20 protein-coding genes and 1 riboswitch are annotated in these 19,305 nt (G+C 37.3%); of the genes, 16 read left to right on the forward strand and 4 right to left on the reverse strand.

What is annotated here, in order from left to right:
* The first annotated feature begins 390 nt into the window (after window positions 1-390).
* Window positions 391-582, forward strand: a complete 192-nt coding sequence (locus D1839_RS11870; RefSeq protein WP_120380123.1) for a YqzE family protein — start codon at window positions 391-393, stop codon at window positions 580-582.
* A 50-nt stretch (window positions 583-632) separates the two neighbouring features.
* On the opposite strand, the gene D1839_RS11875 is transcribed toward D1839_RS11870, so the two are convergent.
* Window positions 633-1,412: a YqhG family protein gene (locus D1839_RS11875; RefSeq protein ID WP_120380124.1), complete on the reverse strand. Its 780-nt coding sequence runs from the start codon at window positions 1,410-1,412 to the stop codon at window positions 633-635.
* The gene (locus tag D1839_RS11880) at window positions 1,399-3,060 is read right to left on the reverse strand and encodes a DEAD/DEAH box helicase (RefSeq protein ID WP_120380125.1); all 1,662 of its coding nucleotides are present in this window, start codon (window positions 3,058-3,060) and stop codon (window positions 1,399-1,401) included. The genes D1839_RS11875 and D1839_RS11880 overlap by 14 nt, the downstream gene beginning before the upstream one ends.
* A gap of 142 nt (window positions 3,061-3,202) precedes the next feature.
* Window positions 3,203-3,314: riboswitch (glycine riboswitch) on the forward strand.
* 286 nt (window positions 3,315-3,600) lie between these two features.
* Between D1839_RS11880 and gcvT the strand changes: the two genes are divergently transcribed.
* Genes gcvT through gcvPB form a run of 3 tightly spaced genes read left to right on the forward strand, consistent with a single transcriptional unit; the run spans window position 3,601 to window position 7,531 of the window.
* On the forward strand, window positions 3,601-4,716 hold the full coding sequence (gcvT, locus tag D1839_RS11885; RefSeq protein ID WP_120380126.1) for a glycine cleavage system aminomethyltransferase GcvT: 1,116 nt from the start codon (window positions 3,601-3,603) through the stop codon (window positions 4,714-4,716).
* A 12-nt stretch (window positions 4,717-4,728) separates the two neighbouring features.
* Window positions 4,729-6,078 carry an aminomethyl-transferring glycine dehydrogenase subunit GcvPA gene (gene gcvPA, locus D1839_RS11890; RefSeq protein WP_120380127.1) on the forward strand — a complete coding sequence of 450 codons (1,350 nt, stop codon included), beginning with the start codon at window positions 4,729-4,731 and terminating at the stop codon, window positions 6,076-6,078.
* A complete protein-coding gene (gcvPB, locus tag D1839_RS11895; protein ID WP_120380128.1) occupies window positions 6,071-7,531 on the forward strand; it encodes an aminomethyl-transferring glycine dehydrogenase subunit GcvPB in 1,461 nt (486 codons plus the stop codon). Before gcvPA ends, gcvPB begins: the two co-directional genes overlap by 8 nt.
* Window positions 7,532-7,664: 133 nt before the next feature.
* Here the strand turns inward: gcvPB and D1839_RS11900 are convergent, their stop codons facing one another.
* Complete coding sequence (locus tag D1839_RS11900) at window positions 7,665-8,036, reverse strand: rhodanese-like domain-containing protein (RefSeq protein WP_120380129.1); 372 nt, start codon at window positions 8,034-8,036, stop codon at window positions 7,665-7,667.
* A 659-nt stretch (window positions 8,037-8,695) separates the two neighbouring features.
* On the opposite strand from D1839_RS11900, the gene mntR reads away from it, so the two are divergent.
* Window positions 8,696-9,124: a transcriptional regulator MntR gene (gene mntR, locus D1839_RS11905; RefSeq protein WP_120380130.1), complete on the forward strand. Its 429-nt coding sequence runs from the start codon at window positions 8,696-8,698 to the stop codon at window positions 9,122-9,124.
* 580 nt (window positions 9,125-9,704) lie between these two features.
* On the forward strand, window positions 9,705-10,598 hold the full coding sequence (locus D1839_RS11910; protein WP_120380131.1) for a patatin-like phospholipase family protein: 894 nt from the start codon (window positions 9,705-9,707) through the stop codon (window positions 10,596-10,598).
* Between the two features lie 417 nt (window positions 10,599-11,015).
* Here the strand turns inward: D1839_RS11910 and D1839_RS11915 are convergent, their stop codons facing one another.
* A complete protein-coding gene (locus tag D1839_RS11915) occupies window positions 11,016-11,393 on the reverse strand; it encodes an SA1362 family protein (protein ID WP_120380132.1) in 378 nt (125 codons plus the stop codon).
* Window positions 11,394-11,821: 428 nt separating this feature from the next.
* Between D1839_RS11915 and D1839_RS11920 the strand changes: the two genes are divergently transcribed.
* The 10 genes from D1839_RS11920 (at window position 11,822) to spoIIIAG (ending at window position 19,300) form a co-directional block, all read left to right on the forward strand.
* Entirely contained in the window at window positions 11,822-12,349 is a 528-nt protein-coding gene (locus tag D1839_RS11920) for a YqhR family membrane protein (protein WP_199690099.1), read from the forward strand.
* Window positions 12,350-12,451: 102 nt separating this feature from the next.
* On the forward strand, window positions 12,452-13,513 hold the full coding sequence (locus D1839_RS11925; protein ID WP_120380134.1) for a M24 family metallopeptidase: 1,062 nt from the start codon (window positions 12,452-12,454) through the stop codon (window positions 13,511-13,513).
* 12 nt (window positions 13,514-13,525) lie between these two features.
* A complete protein-coding gene (gene efp, locus D1839_RS11930) occupies window positions 13,526-14,083 on the forward strand; it encodes an elongation factor P (protein ID WP_050353049.1) in 558 nt (185 codons plus the stop codon).
* Window positions 14,084-14,733: 650 nt separating this feature from the next.
* Entirely contained in the window at window positions 14,734-15,660 is a 927-nt protein-coding gene (gene spoIIIAA, locus D1839_RS11935; protein WP_120380135.1) for a stage III sporulation protein AA, read from the forward strand.
* Entirely contained in the window at window positions 15,657-16,169 is a 513-nt protein-coding gene (spoIIIAB, locus tag D1839_RS11940) for a stage III sporulation protein SpoIIIAB (RefSeq protein ID WP_120380136.1), read from the forward strand. Before spoIIIAA ends, spoIIIAB begins: the two co-directional genes overlap by 4 nt.
* A gap of 19 nt (window positions 16,170-16,188) precedes the next feature.
* Window positions 16,189-16,395, forward strand: a complete 207-nt coding sequence (gene spoIIIAC, locus D1839_RS11945) for a stage III sporulation protein AC (protein WP_021291150.1) — start codon at window positions 16,189-16,191, stop codon at window positions 16,393-16,395.
* A 6-nt stretch (window positions 16,396-16,401) separates the two neighbouring features.
* The gene (gene spoIIIAD / locus D1839_RS11950) at window positions 16,402-16,794 is read left to right on the forward strand and encodes a stage III sporulation protein AD (RefSeq protein WP_120380137.1); all 393 of its coding nucleotides are present in this window, start codon (window positions 16,402-16,404) and stop codon (window positions 16,792-16,794) included.
* A 52-nt stretch (window positions 16,795-16,846) separates the two neighbouring features.
* Window positions 16,847-18,037 carry a stage III sporulation protein AE gene (spoIIIAE, locus tag D1839_RS11955; RefSeq protein ID WP_120380138.1) on the forward strand — a complete coding sequence of 397 codons (1,191 nt, stop codon included), beginning with the start codon at window positions 16,847-16,849 and terminating at the stop codon, window positions 18,035-18,037.
* A 16-nt stretch (window positions 18,038-18,053) separates the two neighbouring features.
* Complete coding sequence (gene spoIIIAF, locus D1839_RS11960; RefSeq protein WP_120380139.1) at window positions 18,054-18,674, forward strand: stage III sporulation protein AF; 621 nt, start codon at window positions 18,054-18,056, stop codon at window positions 18,672-18,674.
* Window positions 18,671-19,300, forward strand: coding sequence for a stage III sporulation protein AG (gene spoIIIAG / locus D1839_RS11965; protein ID WP_199690100.1), 630 nt, complete (start codon window positions 18,671-18,673; stop codon window positions 19,298-19,300). Before spoIIIAF ends, spoIIIAG begins: the two co-directional genes overlap by 4 nt.
* Window positions 19,301-19,305: the final 5 nt, after the last annotated feature.

A 19,305-nucleotide genomic window follows, 5' to 3' on the forward strand; every position in this document is an offset into this window, starting at 1 on the left:
AAACAAGAGAAAACGTTAGTAAATAGAGGGAGTATAAAATTTGTTACTTTGGGATACCGATATAACGGAATAGCCACGTCCGGCGCAAGCGCCCAGAACTAGGCGACTTACGAATCGCCCTACGATAAGTCATCATCGGTTGTAGCTAAGAGGAAGACCGACTAAATACGGGCTTGCCGCTCAGGCGTCAGCATACCACTGGTTTTAGTGGCATGATTCCTAAAACTTCAGTTGCTTCGTTCCATTCGCTACGTTGCTGACCGGGCGCCCTGCGCCTTTGTTCAATATTCCATTGGTACGGGTGATTATAAACTAACCAGGTTTGGAAATGCTATTTATATAGGTCGTAAGAAAAAAATCATAATAAGGATAGCATGGGAGGGAACTATTTTGTCTACGAGAGATTATATACAATTTATCACCGAACAGTTCGTCACTTATTTGGATATGCCTGCAGATGAAAAAAGACGACGAAAAGAAGCGAAAAAAAGATCGAAATGGTCGACCACAAACAAGTGGTTTGGTACACTTCCACTAGCCTTGAGGATAATGCGTCAACCATCGAATAAGCAGGCGAAATAAACGCCTGCTTCAGGTCATATGCTTTATAGAACTAGATGGCCACAACAGGATTAAGCTGTGTCCGATGCTAAGTAAAATAATCCACCATTGACGACTTGGTATGTAATTTTGGGTTGGAATCGTTCCTGTATTTCCTTGAGTTCTCGTTCCATTGTCTCATCTTCCGTATCTTCGGTGTAAAAATGATGTAATAGCGTGGTTTCTTCTTCTAATGCCTGTAAAGCTTCTATTGCCCATGAATGCTCTTGACTTTCTACATACTGATCGAGTACTGATTCAATACGTTTATAACCGCTATGAAGCTTAATCATTGGCGAAAGTGTATAGCAATAGTCGGAAATAGTCGTTTCAAGCGAAATGGCTTTTAGCAGATCCATCATATCCGATTTTAAAACGCCATTGATTAAATTGAGACCAATAGAAAACAGTTCATCGCGCTTATGTTTTCCTTGATAACTAATTTTAATATTTGTCACTAGCCAAGGGAAGAGTGGGGTATTCACATTTGGATTGAGTTGCTGAAATAGCTTGGTGTACTTTTCTGATTGCTGTAAATAACGTATAATCTGTTGTAGGCGTGGACTACCAAAATGGATCCATTCCCCCTTTTCCTGCCGCTTATCAGGGTTCGTTATTAGTGTAAGTTGCATGGGATCTCCTGGATAGCCCATTTTTTTTATATAATGCCAATAAAACGGCCTGTTCATAAGCACCTTGTCCATCTCTTCCGTAAGCTGAATGGTCAATACCCCATCATGATTTGTTAAAATTGGACAGTGATGTGCTTTGAAAAAATCATATAGAAATGCATTTAAATCATGTATCTCCATATTGCTTTTCCTCCTGTATATCAGATCTTTGTGCTGACTCAATTACAGCCGAGAGATTTTGCAGTTTGATTTTAGCTTCACCAACAGTTGCTGATTCTGCATAAATTTGTTCAATTTCTTTTTCCATATTATCAATGGATAACTCGCTTAAAATAGCATCTAAATCACCAATGACATGCTCAAATAGATGAATCTTCTCATACAACAGCTTCATAATATGTTCTTCCACCGTATCTCTAATTGCAAAATTATAGACAAACACATCTTTCTCTTGACCATAGCGATGAATACGTCCAATTCTCTGCTCTAAACGCATCGGGTTCCATGGTAAGTCATAGTTAATCATATAATTACAAAATTGTAGATTTATTCCTTCGCCTCCAGCTTCTGTGGCAATTAATACTTGGGCATGATCTTTAAATAGTTGGCGCATCCAGTCTTTTTTCCCCCGCTTAAATCCTCCACGGAAAGGAACAGAACTGATGCCATTTTGTTGTAAATAATATTGCAAGTAAAATTGCGTGGCACGATATTCTGTGAAGATAATCACTTTCTCGTTGCCAATTTTATTAATTAGTTCCACCACTTTTGCTGCTTTTTGATGGTGAGGTAATTGTTCAATTTTTTGTACCACATCTTGAATGGAATCTAATTGAGGGTTTTCTGCAAGTACTTTTTGCAAAGATAAATAGCACGCTTCTCTCGATGAACAAAATTCACGCAGATACGTGATTTTAGAAAATGCAGGAAATAGTGCTGTACCTGCTTCAAGCTTTTGATAAACCTCTGCTTCTTCGTTTGAAAACTCTGTCCAAATCGTTTTAATATGTCGTTTAATTTGATTTAAACCTGTTTCTTTTCTTGTGTTTCTTATCATTACTTTTTGGATTAATTGTTTTAAAAACAAATCTTGTTTCATATTTTTTCGGTCGTTTCCATAGCTTGCTTTGAAAGAATCATAGTTCCCTAAATGTCCTGGTTTTAAAATGGACACGAGGTTAAAAATCTCCAGCAATTCATTTTGAACAGGAGTAGCCGTTAATAATAGGCAGTACTTCTTCTTTAGTGACCGTACAAATTGGTAGTTTTTCGTTTTATGATTTTTTAACTTATGTGCTTCATCCACAAGGACAAAATCATAATCTAAGTTAAGAATGGTCTCCTGGTGTTGTACCCTTTTAGCAGTATCTAAAGAAGAAATAATAATATTACCTTGCTCCCAACTCATATTTTTACGATAAGCTACTGCTGGAATGTAAAACTTTTCGTTTAATTCTCTTTCCCATTGGTTTACTAAAGAAGCAGGAACTAAAATCAGAGCTTTTTTCACTAATCCACGAATCATATATTCTTTTAATACCAGTCCAGCTTCAATGGTTTTTCCCAATCCAACTTCATCGGCTAAAATGGCTCTGCCATGCATTTGTTCCATAACTTGTTCTGCAGTCCGAATCTGATGATCTAAAAAGGAAACGTGAGGCAAAAATTCTAACGCTCGTAATCCTGTAAAGTTAGGCACCATCGTTGTTTGTTCAGTGGCATAGGCCATGGAGAACAACTCCCAAGAAGAAAGAGGGACATTTTTTTCAAGTTTATCTTCAAGTTCCTTGATGAAGCTATCATCTTTTTCTACATAGATCGATTTCATGGTAACATTCCTTTTTTGTTGAATATATCGTTTCTCTATTTTATCTTGCTAAATATGTGCTATAATAATACACAATAAAATAGATGTTTCATTGATGGATTAGTACATAGTATAACCAAAACTACATTTTTCATAAAAGCGAATGAATACAAGGGGAGAGCTTACATAGATCCCATATAGTGAAAGTCAAACTATGTAACGCCGAAGGAGCAAGCAAAAGCGAATCTCTCAGGCAAACAGACTCTTGTAGGACGCAACTCTGGAGAGTGTCTACAGCAACGGTTGGCTGTGGACCACCCACGAAGCAAATACCAATCCTTGTATTGGTATGCAACTTTCTGGTAGCAGGACAGAGATTTCATGAAAAAACGATGGAATCTCTCTTTTTATTGCGCGTAAAAACCTAAATATTTGCAAGAATGGACTCTAGATTGATCCGTTTTTGAAGTATTGGAGTTAAGCGTGTAATCGTGCAAATCGATGCTAAAAAAGATTTGGCCCCAAGTGAGTTTTTTAAAAAAGAATAAGGGAGTGATTGGGATGAGTGAGTTAAAAAAAACGCCTTTATATCCAATTTACGAAGAGTATGGTGCAAAAGCCATTGATTTTGGTGGTTGGAACTTACCTGTTCAGTTTAAAGGGATTAAGCATGAGCACGAGGTAACGAGGACAAAAGCTGGGTTATTTGATGTGTCACATATGGGGGAAATCACAGTTAAAGGTCCAAAAAGTTTAGAATTTTTACAAAAAATGGTCACGAATGACGTAGCCAAGCTTACTCCTAACCGAGCGCAGTATACGTTTATGTGTTATGAAGACGGTGGTACGGTGGATGACTTTCTTATCTATATGCTGGCAGAAAATGACTACTTGTTAGTTGTAAACGCGGCAAATACGGAAAAAGACTTTCAATGGCTGTTAGATCATAATAACTACAGTAGTGCAGAAGTGAAAATTGAAAATGTATCAGAATATTACGCGCAACTCGCTTTACAAGGTCCTCTCGCAGAAGAAATATTGCAATCGTTAACAACGACAGATTTATCAGCAATTCGCTTTTTTAGATTTGAGTTGGATGTTGCCTTTACGGGAATAGAGGGAAGAGCAATTGTGTCACGTACGGGATACACAGGTGAAGATGGATTTGAAATTTATGTCCCTGCAGCTAGTGGAATCCCACTTTGGAAAGCGATTTTAGAAGCTGGTAAAGAAAAAGGAGCAGAACCGATCGGTTTAGGAGCCAGAGATACATTACGGTTTGAAGCGGCTTTACCTTTATACGGTCAAGAATTATCACCAACGATTACTCCAGTGGAAGCTGGTTTAACATTTGCCGTAAAGGTGAATAAAGCGGTCGATTTCATTGGGAAGCAAGTTCTGCAAAAACAAATAGAACAAGGTGCTGACAGACAGCTTGTAGGCTTGGAAATGATCGATAAAGGTATTCCTCGAACTGGATATGACATTTACGATGACTCGTCAAAGGTCGGTGTAATTACTTCGGGCACTCAGGCGCCAACGCTTGAAAAAAATCTAGGACTTGCTTTAGTGAGAAGTCCTTATGCGAAAGAAGGAACAGAGCTCCTCGTGCAGGTTCGCAAGCGGCAGCTACAGGCAAGAGTTGTTCCTACGCCTTTTTATAAACGAGAAAAATAGGGGGAGAAATCAATGGAATTTCGTTATTTACCTATGACTGAAGATGACAAACAAGCAATGTTAGCTAGCATCGGTATCAAAGATACAGAAGAGCTTTTTGCTGATATTCCAAGCAATGTACGTTTACAGCGTACAATGGAACTTAAAAAGCCTGCCAGTGAAGCAGATTTGATAAAAGAATTGGCACAATTAGCTGCAAAAAATGCAAATTTGAAACAATATACAAGTTTTTTAGGTGCAGGTGTATATGATCATTTTATTCCATCTGTTGTCGACCATGTTATTTCTAGGTCAGAATTTTATACAGCTTACACGCCGTATCAACCGGAAATATCACAAGGGGAGCTGCAAGCGATTTTTGAATTTCAAACGATGATTTGTGAATTAACAGGAATGGATGTTGCAAATTCGTCCATGTACGATGGTGGAACTGCTCTGGCTGAAGCAGTGAATTTAAGTGCCGCACAAACAAAGCGAAAAAAAGTTTTAGTGTCTAATGCTGTCCATCCGCAATATCGAGCTGTTATTGAGACCTATGCAAAGGGTCCTAATTTGGAAATCATTTATATTGATACAAAGGATGGAAAAACGGATGTAGCGAAACTTAAAGCTGCTTTGGATGAAGAAACGGCAAGTGTTGTTATACAGTATCCAAACTTTTTTGGGCAATTAGAACCGATGGAAGAGGTACAGCAGCTGATTGAAAATCAAAAGAAAACAATGTTTATTACATCCAGTAACCCATTAGCGTTGGGATATTTGACACCGCCTGCAGCATTTGGCGCGGATATTGTGGTTGGCGATACACAAGTATTTGGTATTCCGGCTCAATTCGGCGGCCCCCATTGCGGTTATTTTGCAACAACAAAGAAGCTTATGCGTAAAGTGCCGGGAAGATTAGTAGGTCAAACGATAGATGAAGATGGCATTAGAGGATTTGTTCTTACATTACAGGCGAGAGAACAACATATTCGTAGAGATAAGGCTACTTCCAATATTTGTTCAAACCAAGCGTTAAATGCTCTTGCCAGTGCAGTAGCGATGAGCTCAATCGGAAAGCATGGACTGAAGAAAATGGCAGCTATGAATATGAAAAAAGCACGTTATGCGATGAAAAAGTTACAAGAAGCAGGATTTACCATTGTTAGTAAAGGCGTGTTTTTCAATGAGTTTATTATTCAATTGGATAAGCCTGTCGCAGAAGTCAATGAGCGATTACTTGAAAAAGGGATCATTGGAGGATATGATCTAGCAAGAGATTATCCTGACATGAATGGGCATATGCTTATAGCTGTTACGGAAAACAGGAAGATGGAAGAAATAAATCAATTTGTTAAAGAATTGAGGGATATTCATGGCTAAGCAAGACTTTCCATTAATTTTTGAACGGAGTAAAGCTGGAAGAATAGGCTATAGTTTGCCAGAATTAGAGGTTCCTGATATCGATTTAGCGGAAGAACTGGAAGAAACTTATATTCGAAAAGAAGCACCAGATCTCCCTGAGATTAGCGAACTTGATTTAATGCGTCATTATACGGCTCTATCAAACAGAAATTATGGTGTGGATTCTGGTTTTTATCCATTAGGCTCATGTACTATGAAATATAACCCGAAAATGAATGAAGATGTTGCACGTATGGATGGGTTTAGTCATATTCATCCAGATCAACCTGAAAGCAGTGTGCAAGGGGCAATGGAAATGATGTATGATCTGCAAACTGCATTGTGCGAGATAACGGGAATGGATGAAGTCTCATTGCAATCTGCTGCAGGTGCGCAAGGTGAATGGACTGCGTTAATGATGATTCGTGCTTTTCATGAGGCAAATGGTGACTTTCACCGTACGAAAGTGATCGTTCCGGATTCAGCGCACGGTACGAATCCCGCTTCTGCGACGGTTGCCGGTTTTGAGTCTGTTACAGTAAAATCGAATGAAAAAGGACTGGTTGATTTAGAGGATTTGAAACGAGTAGTTGGTCCTGATACAGCAGCGTTAATGTTAACGAACCCGAATACGTTAGGCTTATTTGAAACGGAAATTGAAGAAATGGCAAAAATCGTGCATGACGCAGGTGGAAAGCTTTACTATGACGGAGCTAATTTAAACGCAATTATGGGCTATACACGCCCAGGAGATATGGGATTTGATGCTGTTCATTTAAATCTGCACAAAACATTTACGGGCCCTCATGGAGGCGGAGGACCTGGCTCTGGTCCTGTTGGTGTGACCGAAGAGTTAAAACCATTCTTACCGAAGCCGTTACTAGAAAAGCAAGGGGAAGCATACCGCTTTAACTATGATCTTCCTAGCTCAATTGGCAGGGTAAAACCATATTACGGTAACTTTGGAATTTATTTACGTGCTTATACGTATATTCGTACAATGGGTGCGGAAGGGTTAAAGCAAGCGAGTGAGTACGCTGTATTAAATGCGAATTACTTGATGAGACAATTAGAGGAAGAATATGATCTGCCTTTTGATCAACATTGCAAGCATGAATTTGTACTCTCTGGCAGACGTCAGAAAAAGCTGGGTGTACGCACATTAGATATCGCTAAGCGATTGTTGGATTATGGGTATCATCCACCAACAATTTATTTCCCGTTAAATGTAGAAGAGGCATTAATGATAGAGCCGACAGAAACGGAAGCAAAAGAAACACTAGATGGATTTATCGAGGCAATGAAAAAGATTGCTGCTGAAGCAAGAGACGAACCAGAACTAGTACAGGAAGCTCCGCATGACACGATCGTTAAGCGAATGGATGAAACAATGGCTGCTAGAAAGCCGATTTTGCGGTATGAAAAACAATAGCATAGCAGGTGGTTTTCTGTTTCTGCACGCTGTCGTGAGCTCAACCAACTAAAGTCATAACCAAAACCCAAAGGCAGTATAGCTGGTGACCTTTGGGTTTATTTGCGTTGATAAACTGATCGAAACTAGAAGTTTAAGATTGTTTAATCTTACCAGTCCACTTCTTAAAGCCGCCTTTTAAAACACTAATATCTTTATATCCTTTTTTATGCAAAAGTTGTGCGGCTCTTGCAGATCTTGAACCACCTTGACAATAAAGATATACTGGTTTGTCTTTACGCATTTCCACTAAGCGTTGTCTCATTTGCGTTACTGGTATATTTCTAGCGCCAAGAATATGACCGCGTTTGAATTCTTGCGGTTCCCGTACATCAATTAATTGAGCTTTACGGTAACCTTCACGAAATTGGTCTTCTGTTAATGTTTTCAAATACATGCGTTGTCGAAAAAACCGAAATATAAGGAAGGCTGCAAGAACTACGATGAGTATTACTAAAAATTCCATTATTTTTCCCCCGTCTTTCACATTTGTACAATCTCTATTATAGGTGGTAGAACGGGATTTTTCAAAAATTATACGAAAGCTTTTTATTTGTAGTAAGGTATGATTCATACGATACACAGGTTAATATAGTATTTAGAATAGTCTCGAAAAATATAGAGGATGGAGTAATTTAAGTGAAAATGCCAGCATCAGCAAGCGTGAGCAAAGAAAACCATATGTAAGGCTTTACGAGCATGCAGTAAAGTTTTAATTCGATATGTTGCATCTGGTGAAAACGTATCCTTGTAAAGCTCAACTTTTTCAGAGATCATGGGGCAATGAGATCTCCTCAGTTGCTAGTGGCACGGAAAGCAAAGTATATTTTTGGCGGGTTATATATTCTAACCATTATTTCTAGATTCCTCAGAATTTACTTTGAGAAAATACTTTTCCCTCAGCCTCTTTACGAATATTCAATAAGTATTATTAAATTTCCATAATAGGAAGTAAGCTAGCTCCAGCAAATAAGTAACAGATTCTTACTTAAGATGGGAGATGAAAACAATACCGATATGTGGTACGATGTTTTAGCTTGTTTCCTTTTCGTATTTCATGTATTCTTAATACAGAAACAATTTTGCCTTAGATAAAAAATTATTCTTGAAATGGAGGATATATAAATGCCTACACCAAGCATGGAAGATTATATAGAACAAATTTATAATTTAATGGAGTCGAAAGGGTATGCACGTGTTTCAGATATTGCTGAAGCATTAGAAGTACATCCTTCTTCAGTAACAAAAATGGTGCAAAAACTAGATCGAGATGATTACTTAAATTATGAAAAATACCGGGGGTTTATACTAACAGCTAAAGGAAAAAAAGTTGGCGAACGGTTAGTATTCCGACATGACTTGCTAGAAGAATTTTTGCAAATCATCGGGGTAGAGGATGAAAATATTTATAATGATGTAGAGGGTATTGAACACCATTTGAGCTGGAATTCCATTGATCGGATTGGCGATGTTGTCAATTATTTTAAGCAAGACGAAGCAAGAGTTGAAGAGTTGAAACGTACTCATCAAGAAGCAGAGTTAGAAAATAACTGATAAAAAATATTATTTACTGGTTAATCCATCCATAATTGCAGTGCATCGCTATTAATTTATCCCTAGGCTATATTGTCAAGATGCCGCTTACAAAAAAGTAATACCTTCTCAGTACCCTACTAGCTCGTCCTTTGTGTCGAAGTTTTCCCATTTGCTTTTACATGATTTATGGTTTTCTATTAGTTCATAGGACGAGTGTGGCTTTTGGGGACGCATGTTATGTACAGGATAGAGAATAAGCTAACTCTGATTTTCTACTATAAAAGGTTCTAATTTGCTGCCCTTCTGCTTACTTATAAAACTAATAGGAACGTGTTCATACAGAAGGTAATAATACGTACTGGCAGCTTAAAGCCGATGAATTTAAGATCCATGCTATGTAAAGCTGTTTCCTACTTTGATAAAGGAAATGACTTCTTTGCGTGCGATGTATTTGCTGTGGAAGCCGTAAGCCTTCCTTGTCAGATTTCAATGAATGACTAACGAATTCTATGAAGCTGCACAAAGCGTACTTTATTTTACCGGACATTTGAATAACCCCTAAAAAATGAAGCTTGTAAGCGATGAGGGGAGAATGCTTATGCGGATTGATGGTGTTTTTTCTGGAGGCGGCGTGAAAGCTTTTGCGTTTATTGGTGCAATGAAGCGGATAGAAGAAAACGGTTTTACATGGGAGCGTGTCGCGGGTACATCAGCTGGCGCAATTATAGCTTGTTTATTAGCGGCCAAATATACGCATCGAGAAATACAAACATTTATGGAACAATTGGATTTAAAAGATTTCTTAGATCCTCCAGCAATAGCAAAGTGGCTACCTGTAACAAAGTGGTTGTTTTTATATTATCAATTAGGAATATACAAAGGGAATAAATTAGAAAAATGGATTGCTGCAAAATTGGCGGCGAAGAACATTTACACGTTCAAAGATATACAACTAGGGTATTTAAAAGTCGTTGTCAGTGATATATCTTTAGGTAAACTAGTTGTTATTCCTGATGATTTGGAAAGAATTTACGGTATTTCGCCAGAAAAGTTTCCTGTAGCTAAAGCAATTCGCATGAGTGCAGGTTTCCCGTATTTTTTCATGCCCAACAAAATGACAGCAAGTAACCAAGGGAAAAGTTTGATTATTGATGGTGGTCTATTAAGTAATTTTCCACTATGGGTGTTTGAAAAAAAACCTCATAAAAGGACTCGTCCAATAATCGGTGTGAAATTAACTACTACCCCAATTCAAGAATTAAAACCTCGAAAAATTAAAACAGCACTCCATATGTTTCATGCTTTATTTCTTACTATGAAAGAAGCACATGATGCCCGATATATTTCCACAACAGATGCAAAAAACATCGTTTTTATTCCTGTGCGAAATATTGAAAGTACTGATTTCTATATTGATCAAACTACAAAGGAAACGCTTATTCAAGCAGGATATGAATATACAGATACATTTCTCGATCGATGGCCCAAGTAGTTTTCCTGATTTTCTTTTAGATAAGCAGACAAAACATAAGTACTTATCATCTGCGCGATATTTTCTGAAAATGGAAGTGAAGGCGTAAGTAGTAGATCAAGGTGAGTATAAAAGGATAAAGGATAAAGCAATTAATTAAATGCAGGTCATCACAACTAAGCTAAGATGAACAAAATGGATAGCTTCCTAGGAACAAAGACTCGGGGGCGTCCGGTTAGCAACGTAGCGACTGGAACGAAGCAACTAAAGTTTTAGGAATCACGGTGAGGTACGAACCAATGATGACTTATCGTAGGGCGATTCGTGAAGTCGCCTAGTTGTTGGGTTCATGCGCCGGACGTGGCTAGTCGGTTATTTCGTTACCCCCAAGCACCTCATTTATGCTTTCTTATCTTTTGAAAAAGAAAGGATCGTGCGTTAAAAAGACGCACGATCCTTTCTTTTATGTTTATTACCATCAATTACCCGTAAATGAGCTGCACGCTTGTTTCTTTTCTTTCGAAGTGCGTTAGATGGTTGTTCTTTTGTAGCGGTTGCTTTATGAACAGGTTTTTGTTGATGGTATTTGGCTTTTGATTGCTTTACCGCTTGCTTATATTTCTTCATTTCATTAGAAGAATTCTTTTTTCGAATAAACAAAAAATAGATAATCGTAAATAGAACGACTCCGACTCCGATAGAAATTAACATACTATTGATAAAACTGACGGTGTTTGTAAGTAGCTGTGTCGTTAGTCCAATCACAGCTAAACCAATAATTATATACACTGGAATAGAAATAGATTTTCGCTTCATGACGTGTCCTCCTATCTATATTTATATTTTAAATCTCATAAACTGCTCCGAGGAATCATTGCTTTTGATTGACTCTTTGGAATGAAACAAACCAAGTGTGGAAACCGGTGTTGCATGATTTATTGTTCTAAAAAGTATACTCGAGTATAGTTCCTGCTTGCTTCCTCTTTTTCTAGTGAGCGTATGGACGATATCTTTAAAACGATATATGTTTATGACCATCATTTATAGCATTACCTGTTTGATGATAAAATATTCCACTTTTATTCTTTGTAAGAAATAGATGGCGTAATTTTCTTATGTCTTCGCTTTTATTTTACTTCATTACTAGAGAAATAACTAGAAAAAACAGGATATAGTGAATGAATATATATTACCGGGATTGGTTCATCACAAATAGGTCATACTACATATTGGAGGTGTTCAGATTGAAAGAACAAAAGAAACAATTAGAACAAAACAAACATGAAACGCCAATGACTATATTGTCGAGATCGCTGTTAACAGGATTTATCGGGGGAGTAATTTGGAGCGCTTTTGGCACAGTTTTGTATTTTTTTAATTTTTCTCAAGTAGCTCCAAAATCGTTTGTTCTTAGTTCGTGGTTTCATGCAGATTGGATCGATACTTGGCTCGGAAATATTATGACCATTCTCATTATTGGAATCATTTCGATTGCAGTTGCGTTAGTTTACTTTTTGTTATTTAAAAAAGTAAATTCTGTTTGGATGGGAGTTGCTTTTGGGATTATATTATGGGGGGGCATTTTTTATGTGTTGAATCCCATTTTTACAACGGTTCCATCTGTTCAAAAATTGGATATCGATACTATTATATCAAGCCTATGTGCTTACATTCTTTATGGTACATTCATCGGCTATTCTATATCGTATGATTATCATGATTTACAAGGTGCTAATAATAACGCAAATCAACCTGAGGCAAAGCAGTCATAAGCTTTACACGGCAAATTATATTATTCAAATAGCTATCTTTATGATAAACTGGATACAGCCGATTTTTCTGTACAAAATGAACTAAGTGAAGGGATGAGAAGGATGAGCAAGCTTACCAAATTAAGACAATTGCTTCAAACAAAAGAAATAGATGGTATTTTAATCTCTAGTTCTATCAATCGTCGCTACATAACTGGTTTTACCGGTACAGCAGGTGTGGCATTAGTAAGTCAAACTGACGCTCGTTTCATTACTGACTTCCGTTATACGAAGCAAGCGAATGATCAGATTGCTGATTTTAAAGTAGTGGAGTATCAAAAGGGATTGAACGAAGAAATAAAAAGCCAACTAAAGGAAATGAACATTCAAACATTAGGATTTGAGAAAGAACATGTTACATATAGTCAGTATACAGCGTTTAAGGATACATTCGAAGTGGAATTGGTTCCTGTGGATAATATGGTGGAAGCATTACGGATTATAAAAACGAGCGATGAGTTGGACATTATGAAAAAAGCTGCAAAAATAGCAGATGATGCGTTTGAACATATTCAACCGTATATTAAACCTGGCGTAAGAGAGATAGATATTTCTAATGAATTGGAGTTTTTTATGCGTAAGCAAGGTGCGACATCTTCCAGTTTTGATATTATAGTAGCTTCTGGAAAACGTTCAGCTTTACCTCATGGCGTTGCCTCGGATAAAAAAATCCAATCTGGAGAACTTGTAACGATGGATTACGGCGCTTTGTATCAAGGCTACTGTTCTGATATTACCCGTACTGTAGCAGTAGGGGAAATCAGTGAGCAATTACATTCTATATATCATATTGTTTTAGAAGCACAATTACGTGGTGTAACCGCAATTAAACCTGGCATTACTGGAAAAGAAGCTGATGCTGCTACAAGGGATTATATTAAAGAGAAAGGCTATGGCGACTATTTTGGTCACTCTACAGGTCATGGTCTAGGTCTTGAAGTTCATGAGGCTCCTTCGCTATCTTTACGGTCAGAAAAACCATTAGAATCAGGTATGGTCGTTACCGTAGAGCCTGGTATATACATTCCTGAAGTTGGCGGTTGTAGAATTGAAGATGATGTGGTCGTAACAGAGATAGGAAATGAACGACTAACTTTAGCACCAAAAGAATTAATTCAGCTATAATGGAGGCATACTATGATTTCAGTGAACGATTTTAAAACAGGATTAACAATAGAAGTAGATAATGATATTTGGCAAGTAATGGAATTCCAACATGTAAAGCCTGGGAAAGGAGCTGCATTTGTCCGTTCTAAACTTCGGAATTTACGAAATGGTAATATTCAAGAAAGAACGTTTCGTGCTGGAGAAAAGGTAGGGAAGGCACATATTGAAACAAAGAAGATGCAGTACCTATATGCATCTGGTGATATGCATGCGTTTATGGATACCAATACGTACGAACAAATAGAGCTATCCAGTAGTCAAATTGACCATGAGTTAAAATTTATGAAAGAAAATATGGAAGTATCTATTGTGACCTATGAAGGGGAAGTGCTAGGAGTACAGCTTCCAAATAACGTTGAGTTAGAAGTAGTCGAAACAGAGCCAGGTATTAAAGGTGATACAGCAAGCGGCGGTTCAAAACCAGCTACGTTAGAGACGGGTCATACGGTTCAAGTACCTTTCTTTATTAATAAAGGAGACGTGTTGGTCATTAATACATCAGACGGAAAGTACGTATCAAGAGCATAAGTTTAAAAAACAGTCCATAGGGGCTGTTTTTTTAAACTATAAAATGAGGTGCTTGTGCCGAATAGCCACGTCCGGCTCCAGCACCCAGCAACTAGGCGACTTCACGAATCGCCCTACGATAATCATCATTGGTTCGTGGTTAAGAGGAAGGCCGACTAAAAACGGGCTTGCCGCCCTACGTCGGCATACTCCTGTTGCAGGAGCATGATTCCTAACTTTAGTTGCTTCGTTCCAGTCGCTACGTTGCTAACCGGGCGCCCCGAGTCTTTGTTCATACAGATAATTAACGCCTCTAGAAAAATGTCTATTATACTAATATATCATTTGTGAAATCTTACCATAGATTAAAAATTTTCTTTCAATAGCTATTCAAATTATCTTCCACATGTAATCGGCCGCTTCCATTTCACGAAGAACCTCAATAGGCTACTAAGCATAAAATCTAAATACAAGTCAAATGTTCCACTCATTTCTAAGATCCTTAGTTCGTGTCATTGCGATATAAACACTCAATAGGAAATGAAGAAAACCTCCATTCCATAAATTTTCACTAATTCATTATTACACGTTTACTGTAAAGTCATATTTCGTTTGTTGATGCATACATTTACTAATAAATGAAATTGCAAAAAAGTGAGGGTTAGAAGCTAATGGATGAAATAAGCAGACTTTTTCCTGAACGATTGCAAAAAGAATTAAATCGTATACTTGCACATAGATGGGACACTTTACAAGAAATTCGTTTAAGGCTTCAACAACCTATTGAACTTATCTTTAATCAGACTCATGAACAGCTTGCTCACTTAGTTCCGGACAAGCATGATTTTACTCATATCATTCAGCAATTAAGTGACTATTCCTTATATCGAATGGAAGAAGAGTTAAGGGAAGGATATATGACCATCGAAGGGGGACATCGCGTAGGATTATCAGGAAAGGTTAATACGTTACACGGGTCTGTAAAAGCTATTCAATATATTACGTTTTTAAATATTCGGATTGCCAAGCAAAAAGTTGGCACAGCGAATAAGGTGATCTCCTATTTATATCAACAAGGTTATGTTAATACGTTAATTATCGGGGCACCGCAAACAGGTAAAACAACTCTTATTCGCGATATAGCGAGAATGATCTCGTCTGGTTGGAAGCATATTCCATCGAATAAAGTCGGTATCATTGATGAACGCTCTGAAATAGCTGCTTCTATTAAAGGGATACCTCAACATGATGTCGGCGCAAGGACAGACGTGATGGATGCATGTCCTAAAGCAGAAGGAATGATGATGATGATTCGATCCATGTCACCTGAAGTTCTGATTGTTGATGAGATTGGCGGTCAGAAAGACGTAGATGCCTTAATGGAAGCTCTCCATGCAGGTGTTGCTGTGGTATGTACGGTGCACGGCCATTCCCTAGAAGAATTAAAGCGCCGTCCGGGTGTACAAGTATTGCTTGAAGGGAGGATTTTCGAGCGTTTTATTCTTCTTAACCGGACGGCAGCATCTGGGTATACGTACACGATTTATGATGCAAACCAAAGAAATTTGCTTACGGAAAAAATGGGGGGGTATTCATGATATGGATGGGAGCCATTCTTTTTATTACCACAACAACTTGGATTGGATTTGAATGGAGCAATCGGCTTGCCAATCGCCCCAAGCATATAAGACAAGTGAAGAATGCATTGCAAATATTGGAAGCAGAAATGATGTATAGTCACTTACCGTTACAAGAGGCTTTTTACACGATCCAAAAGCAGACACCTTTTCCCATTCATGCGTTTTTCGATCGGTTGTATAAAAATATGAATTATGAAAGTAAAGATTTTCAAGTTGTTTGGGAAAAGAGCTTAGATGCGTTTATGGATATATCTTGTTTAGGGAAGAACGAGCAAGAAATTTTGCGGCAATTTGGACAAACACTGGGAAAACATGATTTTCTGCAACAGCAAAAACATATCCAATTAGCTGCCAGTCATTTAGAACGGGAATTGGAAGCTGCTAATGAACAGTACCAGAGATACGGGAAAATGACGAAAAGTTTAGGCATATTATGTGGTGTATTTGTCGTATTGTTGCTTTTATAGGTGAAAGGAGTTTATCCCAATGTTTACTGACGCGACGATTTTATTTCAGATCGCAGGAATAGGAATTATTGTTGCTTTAATCCACACCATATTAAAACAAATGGGAAAGGAAGAAATAGCCCAATTTGCAACGTTAATTGGTTTTATTATCGTACTTGTACTCGTTATAGATGGTCTATCGGATCTATTTCAGCAGATCAAATCCGTATTTCTTTATCAAGGGTAATATGCGATGGATATTTTACAGATCGTGACGTTAGGTCTTGTAGCTAGTTTGCTTTATATTATTTTAAAAAATGTGAATCAAACATTTGCGTTTTTTGTGATTTTAATAACCGGTATTGTAATTTTTTTGTCTATTATCCAGCAAATCAATCATATATTTCAGCTGATTCGAACGTTAGGAGCTAAGGCGCAAGTAGATGGGATGTATTTAGAAACTATTTTGAAGATTATTGGTATTGCTTATATTGCTGAATTAGGGGCGAGTATAACAAAGGATGCTGGATTAACCTCGGTAGCAAAGAAAATAGAGCTTGCTGGAAAGATATTTATCTTATTATTGGCTATTCCAATCATAACCGCAGTCATTGAAGCCATTTTGCAATTTATACCTTCTGTATAATCGGGTGCTGTATTGTTGGCAAATAAATCCCGGAAAGGAGTTTTTATCGTGGATGAATTATAAACGTATATCTATGATTCTCTTATGTGCTTTTGGCTTTTTCTTTCTGGGATATGACAAAACAGCAGCAGAAACTACTAAAGAAACAGACGATTTAGTTGATGTGCAGGACAACATGTTAGAAGAGATATCTTTGGATGGAGTACAAGCTTATTGGAGTAAGCTTGTAAATGAATATGGCGGATATTTACCAGAACTTGAAAAATCAAGCGTGTATGAATTTATAAAAAACCAAAATTCCTTGTCGCCAAAAGCTATTATTATCGGTTTTATAGAATTTTTATTTCATGAACTTATTTTAAACGGCAAGCTATTGGGACTGCTTTTAATGCTAACCTTATTTTCAGCGATGCTGCAGACGATGCATAATGCTTTTGAGACGGGTACGGTTAGTAAAATAGCCTACTTTGTTGTGTATATTGTGCTTATCTTTTTGGCCTTAAATAGCTTCTATTCAGCAGTGACGTATACCAAAGAAGCAATTGACGGTATGAGCAGTTTTATGATTGCGCTTCTACCTTTAGTTTTAGGATTAATGGCATCCTTTGGAAACCTTGTTGCCGTTTCATTTTTCCACCCGATTATCATCTTTCTTATTCATGCGGGTGGACTGATTGTTGCTAATTTTATTTTACCGTTATTGTTTTTCTCTGCCCTATTAGTGATTGTTAGTAGTTTAACGGAACATTATAAAGTAACTCATCTAGCTAATTTATTTAAATCCATAGCAATTGGCACGCTTGGTATTTTTTTCACCATTTTTCTTAGCATTATGTCTGTACAGGGAGTAGCAAGTGCAATTCAAGATGGAGTAGCAATGAAAACAGCGAAATTTATCACCGGGAATTTTATCCCAGTGGTAGGCAGGACCATGACAGATGCGGCAGATACGATATTAAGTGCATCTTTATTGTTGAAAAATGCAGTAGGAATTGTTGGGTTAATCATTATTTTATTTATTGCTTTATTCCCAGCACTAAAGATTTTTGCTATTGCATTGATTTACAAACTAGCTGCAGCCATTTTGCAACCAATTGCAGACGGACCAGTAATTACTACATTGAATACGATTAGTAAGTACATTGTTTTTATCTTGGCATGTTTACTGGCAGTATCGTTTATGTTTTTCTTAGCGATTGTCATTATTGTCGTAGCAAGTAATATAACACTACTTTTACGGTAAGGTGGGCGAGCTTAAAATGGAAATGGTCATAGATTGGGTTACACAAATAATTTTATTTATTTTACTTGCTACAATTATCGATTTGTTTATTCCTGCTACTTCCATGAAGAAATATATTAAGCTCGTCGTTGGATTTATACTTATTTTAATCTTATTAAAACCAATATTTTTTATTTTTCAAATTGATGTTCAACGGGCATTAGAAACCTCTCTATCAGGGGTTTTTCAACAAAACAACCAGAATGATGCACTAGATAAATCCATTGAAACACAAAAAAATGAAATAGAAGACAAACAAGATGCATATATTTTAGAACAAATGGCTGTCCAACTAAAAGAAATTGCAAAAGATCCGCTTCAGGATAAATTCCAGACAGAGATTACAAATATTCAATTTCGATTTGCAAATGAACGAGAAAAGACGTATGAAAACTTGGATGAGGTCATTGTGCATGTAAATGAATCAAAAGATGGGGAGGGAGCAGTGCGAATCGTAGATGATGTAGTAATTGATTTAGACAGCCCGGAACAATCAAGAGAGGATAATAAGCTTCAAGACATAGAAGCGATGCTTAATGATTTATGGGAGATAGAACAAAAGAAACTTTCATTGCAGTGGGAGGGAGGGAGATCTTGATAGAAAAATTAAAGAAATTATTTCAAAAAGATGGGAAAAAACCACCTAAAAAAATTAGTTATATGATTATTTTAGCTTTAGTCAGTGTGATGTTAATCATCATCGGAAACATCTTTTCTTCCTCATCTGAAACAGATTTTGACGATCCAATACAACAACCGATAGAGCAGACTAGCGAACCAGATGCAAAGGAAACGGCATCTTCAAAGGAAACAACAACTTCAAATATGGAAGAACTGGAATCTATTTATACGAAGGACTTACAGGCATTATTAAATAAAATACAAGGTGTATCCGAAGCTGAGGTGATGGTAAACCTGGAATCTACAAGTATCAAGGTATATGAGAAAAACTTAATCAAAGGGCAACAAACAACAGAAGAAACTGATACAAATGGTGGAACCAGAGAAACAGAAGATGGTACAGAAGAAACACAGACAGTGTTGGTTAGACAAGGAGAAAAGGAAGTTCCCTTGCTTATTCAAACGAAAAAACCGCAAGTCAGAGGTGTATTTGTTGTAGCTAAGGGCGCAGATCATGCAACGGTTAAAAAATGGATTATTGAAGCTGTTTCCCGTGTGTTAGACGTACCTACACACCGGGTATCCGTAATGCCAAAGAATTAAGGGAG

Origin of the sequence: Roseburia sp. 1XD42-34 (genome assembly GCF_009917385.1) — a bacterium.
In the GTDB taxonomy this organism is placed as follows: Bacteria; Bacillota; Bacilli; order Bacillales; family Amphibacillaceae; genus Virgibacillus.

Excerpts from the sequence above, each read along its gene's own strand:
- spoIIIAF (WP_120380139.1), top strand. The coding sequence starts at position 18,054 with ATGGAAATGGTCATAGATTGGGTTACACAAATAATTTTATTTATTTTA.
- spoIIIAB (WP_120380136.1), top strand. The coding sequence starts at position 15,657 with ATGATATGGATGGGAGCCATTCTTTTTATTACCACAACAACTTGGATT.
- spoIIIAD (WP_120380137.1), top strand. The coding sequence starts at position 16,402 with ATGGATATTTTACAGATCGTGACGTTAGGTCTTGTAGCTAGTTTGCTT.
- D1839_RS11875 (WP_120380124.1), bottom strand. The coding sequence starts at position 1,412 with ATGGAGATACATGATTTAAATGCATTTCTATATGATTTTTTCAAAGCA.
- D1839_RS11915 (WP_120380132.1), bottom strand. The coding sequence starts at position 11,393 with ATGAAGCGAAAATCTATTTCTATTCCAGTGTATATAATTATTGGTTTA.
- gcvT (WP_120380126.1), top strand. The coding sequence starts at position 3,601 with ATGAGTGAGTTAAAAAAAACGCCTTTATATCCAATTTACGAAGAGTAT.
- D1839_RS11900 (WP_120380129.1), bottom strand. The coding sequence starts at position 8,036 with ATGGAATTTTTAGTAATACTCATCGTAGTTCTTGCAGCCTTCCTTATA.
- spoIIIAA (WP_120380135.1), top strand. The coding sequence starts at position 14,734 with ATGGATGAAATAAGCAGACTTTTTCCTGAACGATTGCAAAAAGAATTA.
- D1839_RS11910 (WP_120380131.1), top strand. The coding sequence starts at position 9,705 with ATGCGGATTGATGGTGTTTTTTCTGGAGGCGGCGTGAAAGCTTTTGCG.
- gcvPB (WP_120380128.1), top strand. The coding sequence starts at position 6,071 with ATGGCTAAGCAAGACTTTCCATTAATTTTTGAACGGAGTAAAGCTGGA.
- D1839_RS11925 (WP_120380134.1), top strand. The coding sequence starts at position 12,452 with ATGAGCAAGCTTACCAAATTAAGACAATTGCTTCAAACAAAAGAAATA.
- gcvPA (WP_120380127.1), top strand. The coding sequence starts at position 4,729 with ATGGAATTTCGTTATTTACCTATGACTGAAGATGACAAACAAGCAATG.
- spoIIIAC (WP_021291150.1), top strand. The coding sequence starts at position 16,189 with ATGTTTACTGACGCGACGATTTTATTTCAGATCGCAGGAATAGGAATT.
- D1839_RS11880 (WP_120380125.1), bottom strand. The coding sequence starts at position 3,060 with ATGAAATCGATCTATGTAGAAAAAGATGATAGCTTCATCAAGGAACTT.
- efp (WP_050353049.1), top strand. The coding sequence starts at position 13,526 with ATGATTTCAGTGAACGATTTTAAAACAGGATTAACAATAGAAGTAGAT.
- spoIIIAE (WP_120380138.1), top strand. The coding sequence starts at position 16,847 with ATGAATTATAAACGTATATCTATGATTCTCTTATGTGCTTTTGGCTTT.
- mntR (WP_120380130.1), top strand. The coding sequence starts at position 8,696 with ATGCCTACACCAAGCATGGAAGATTATATAGAACAAATTTATAATTTA.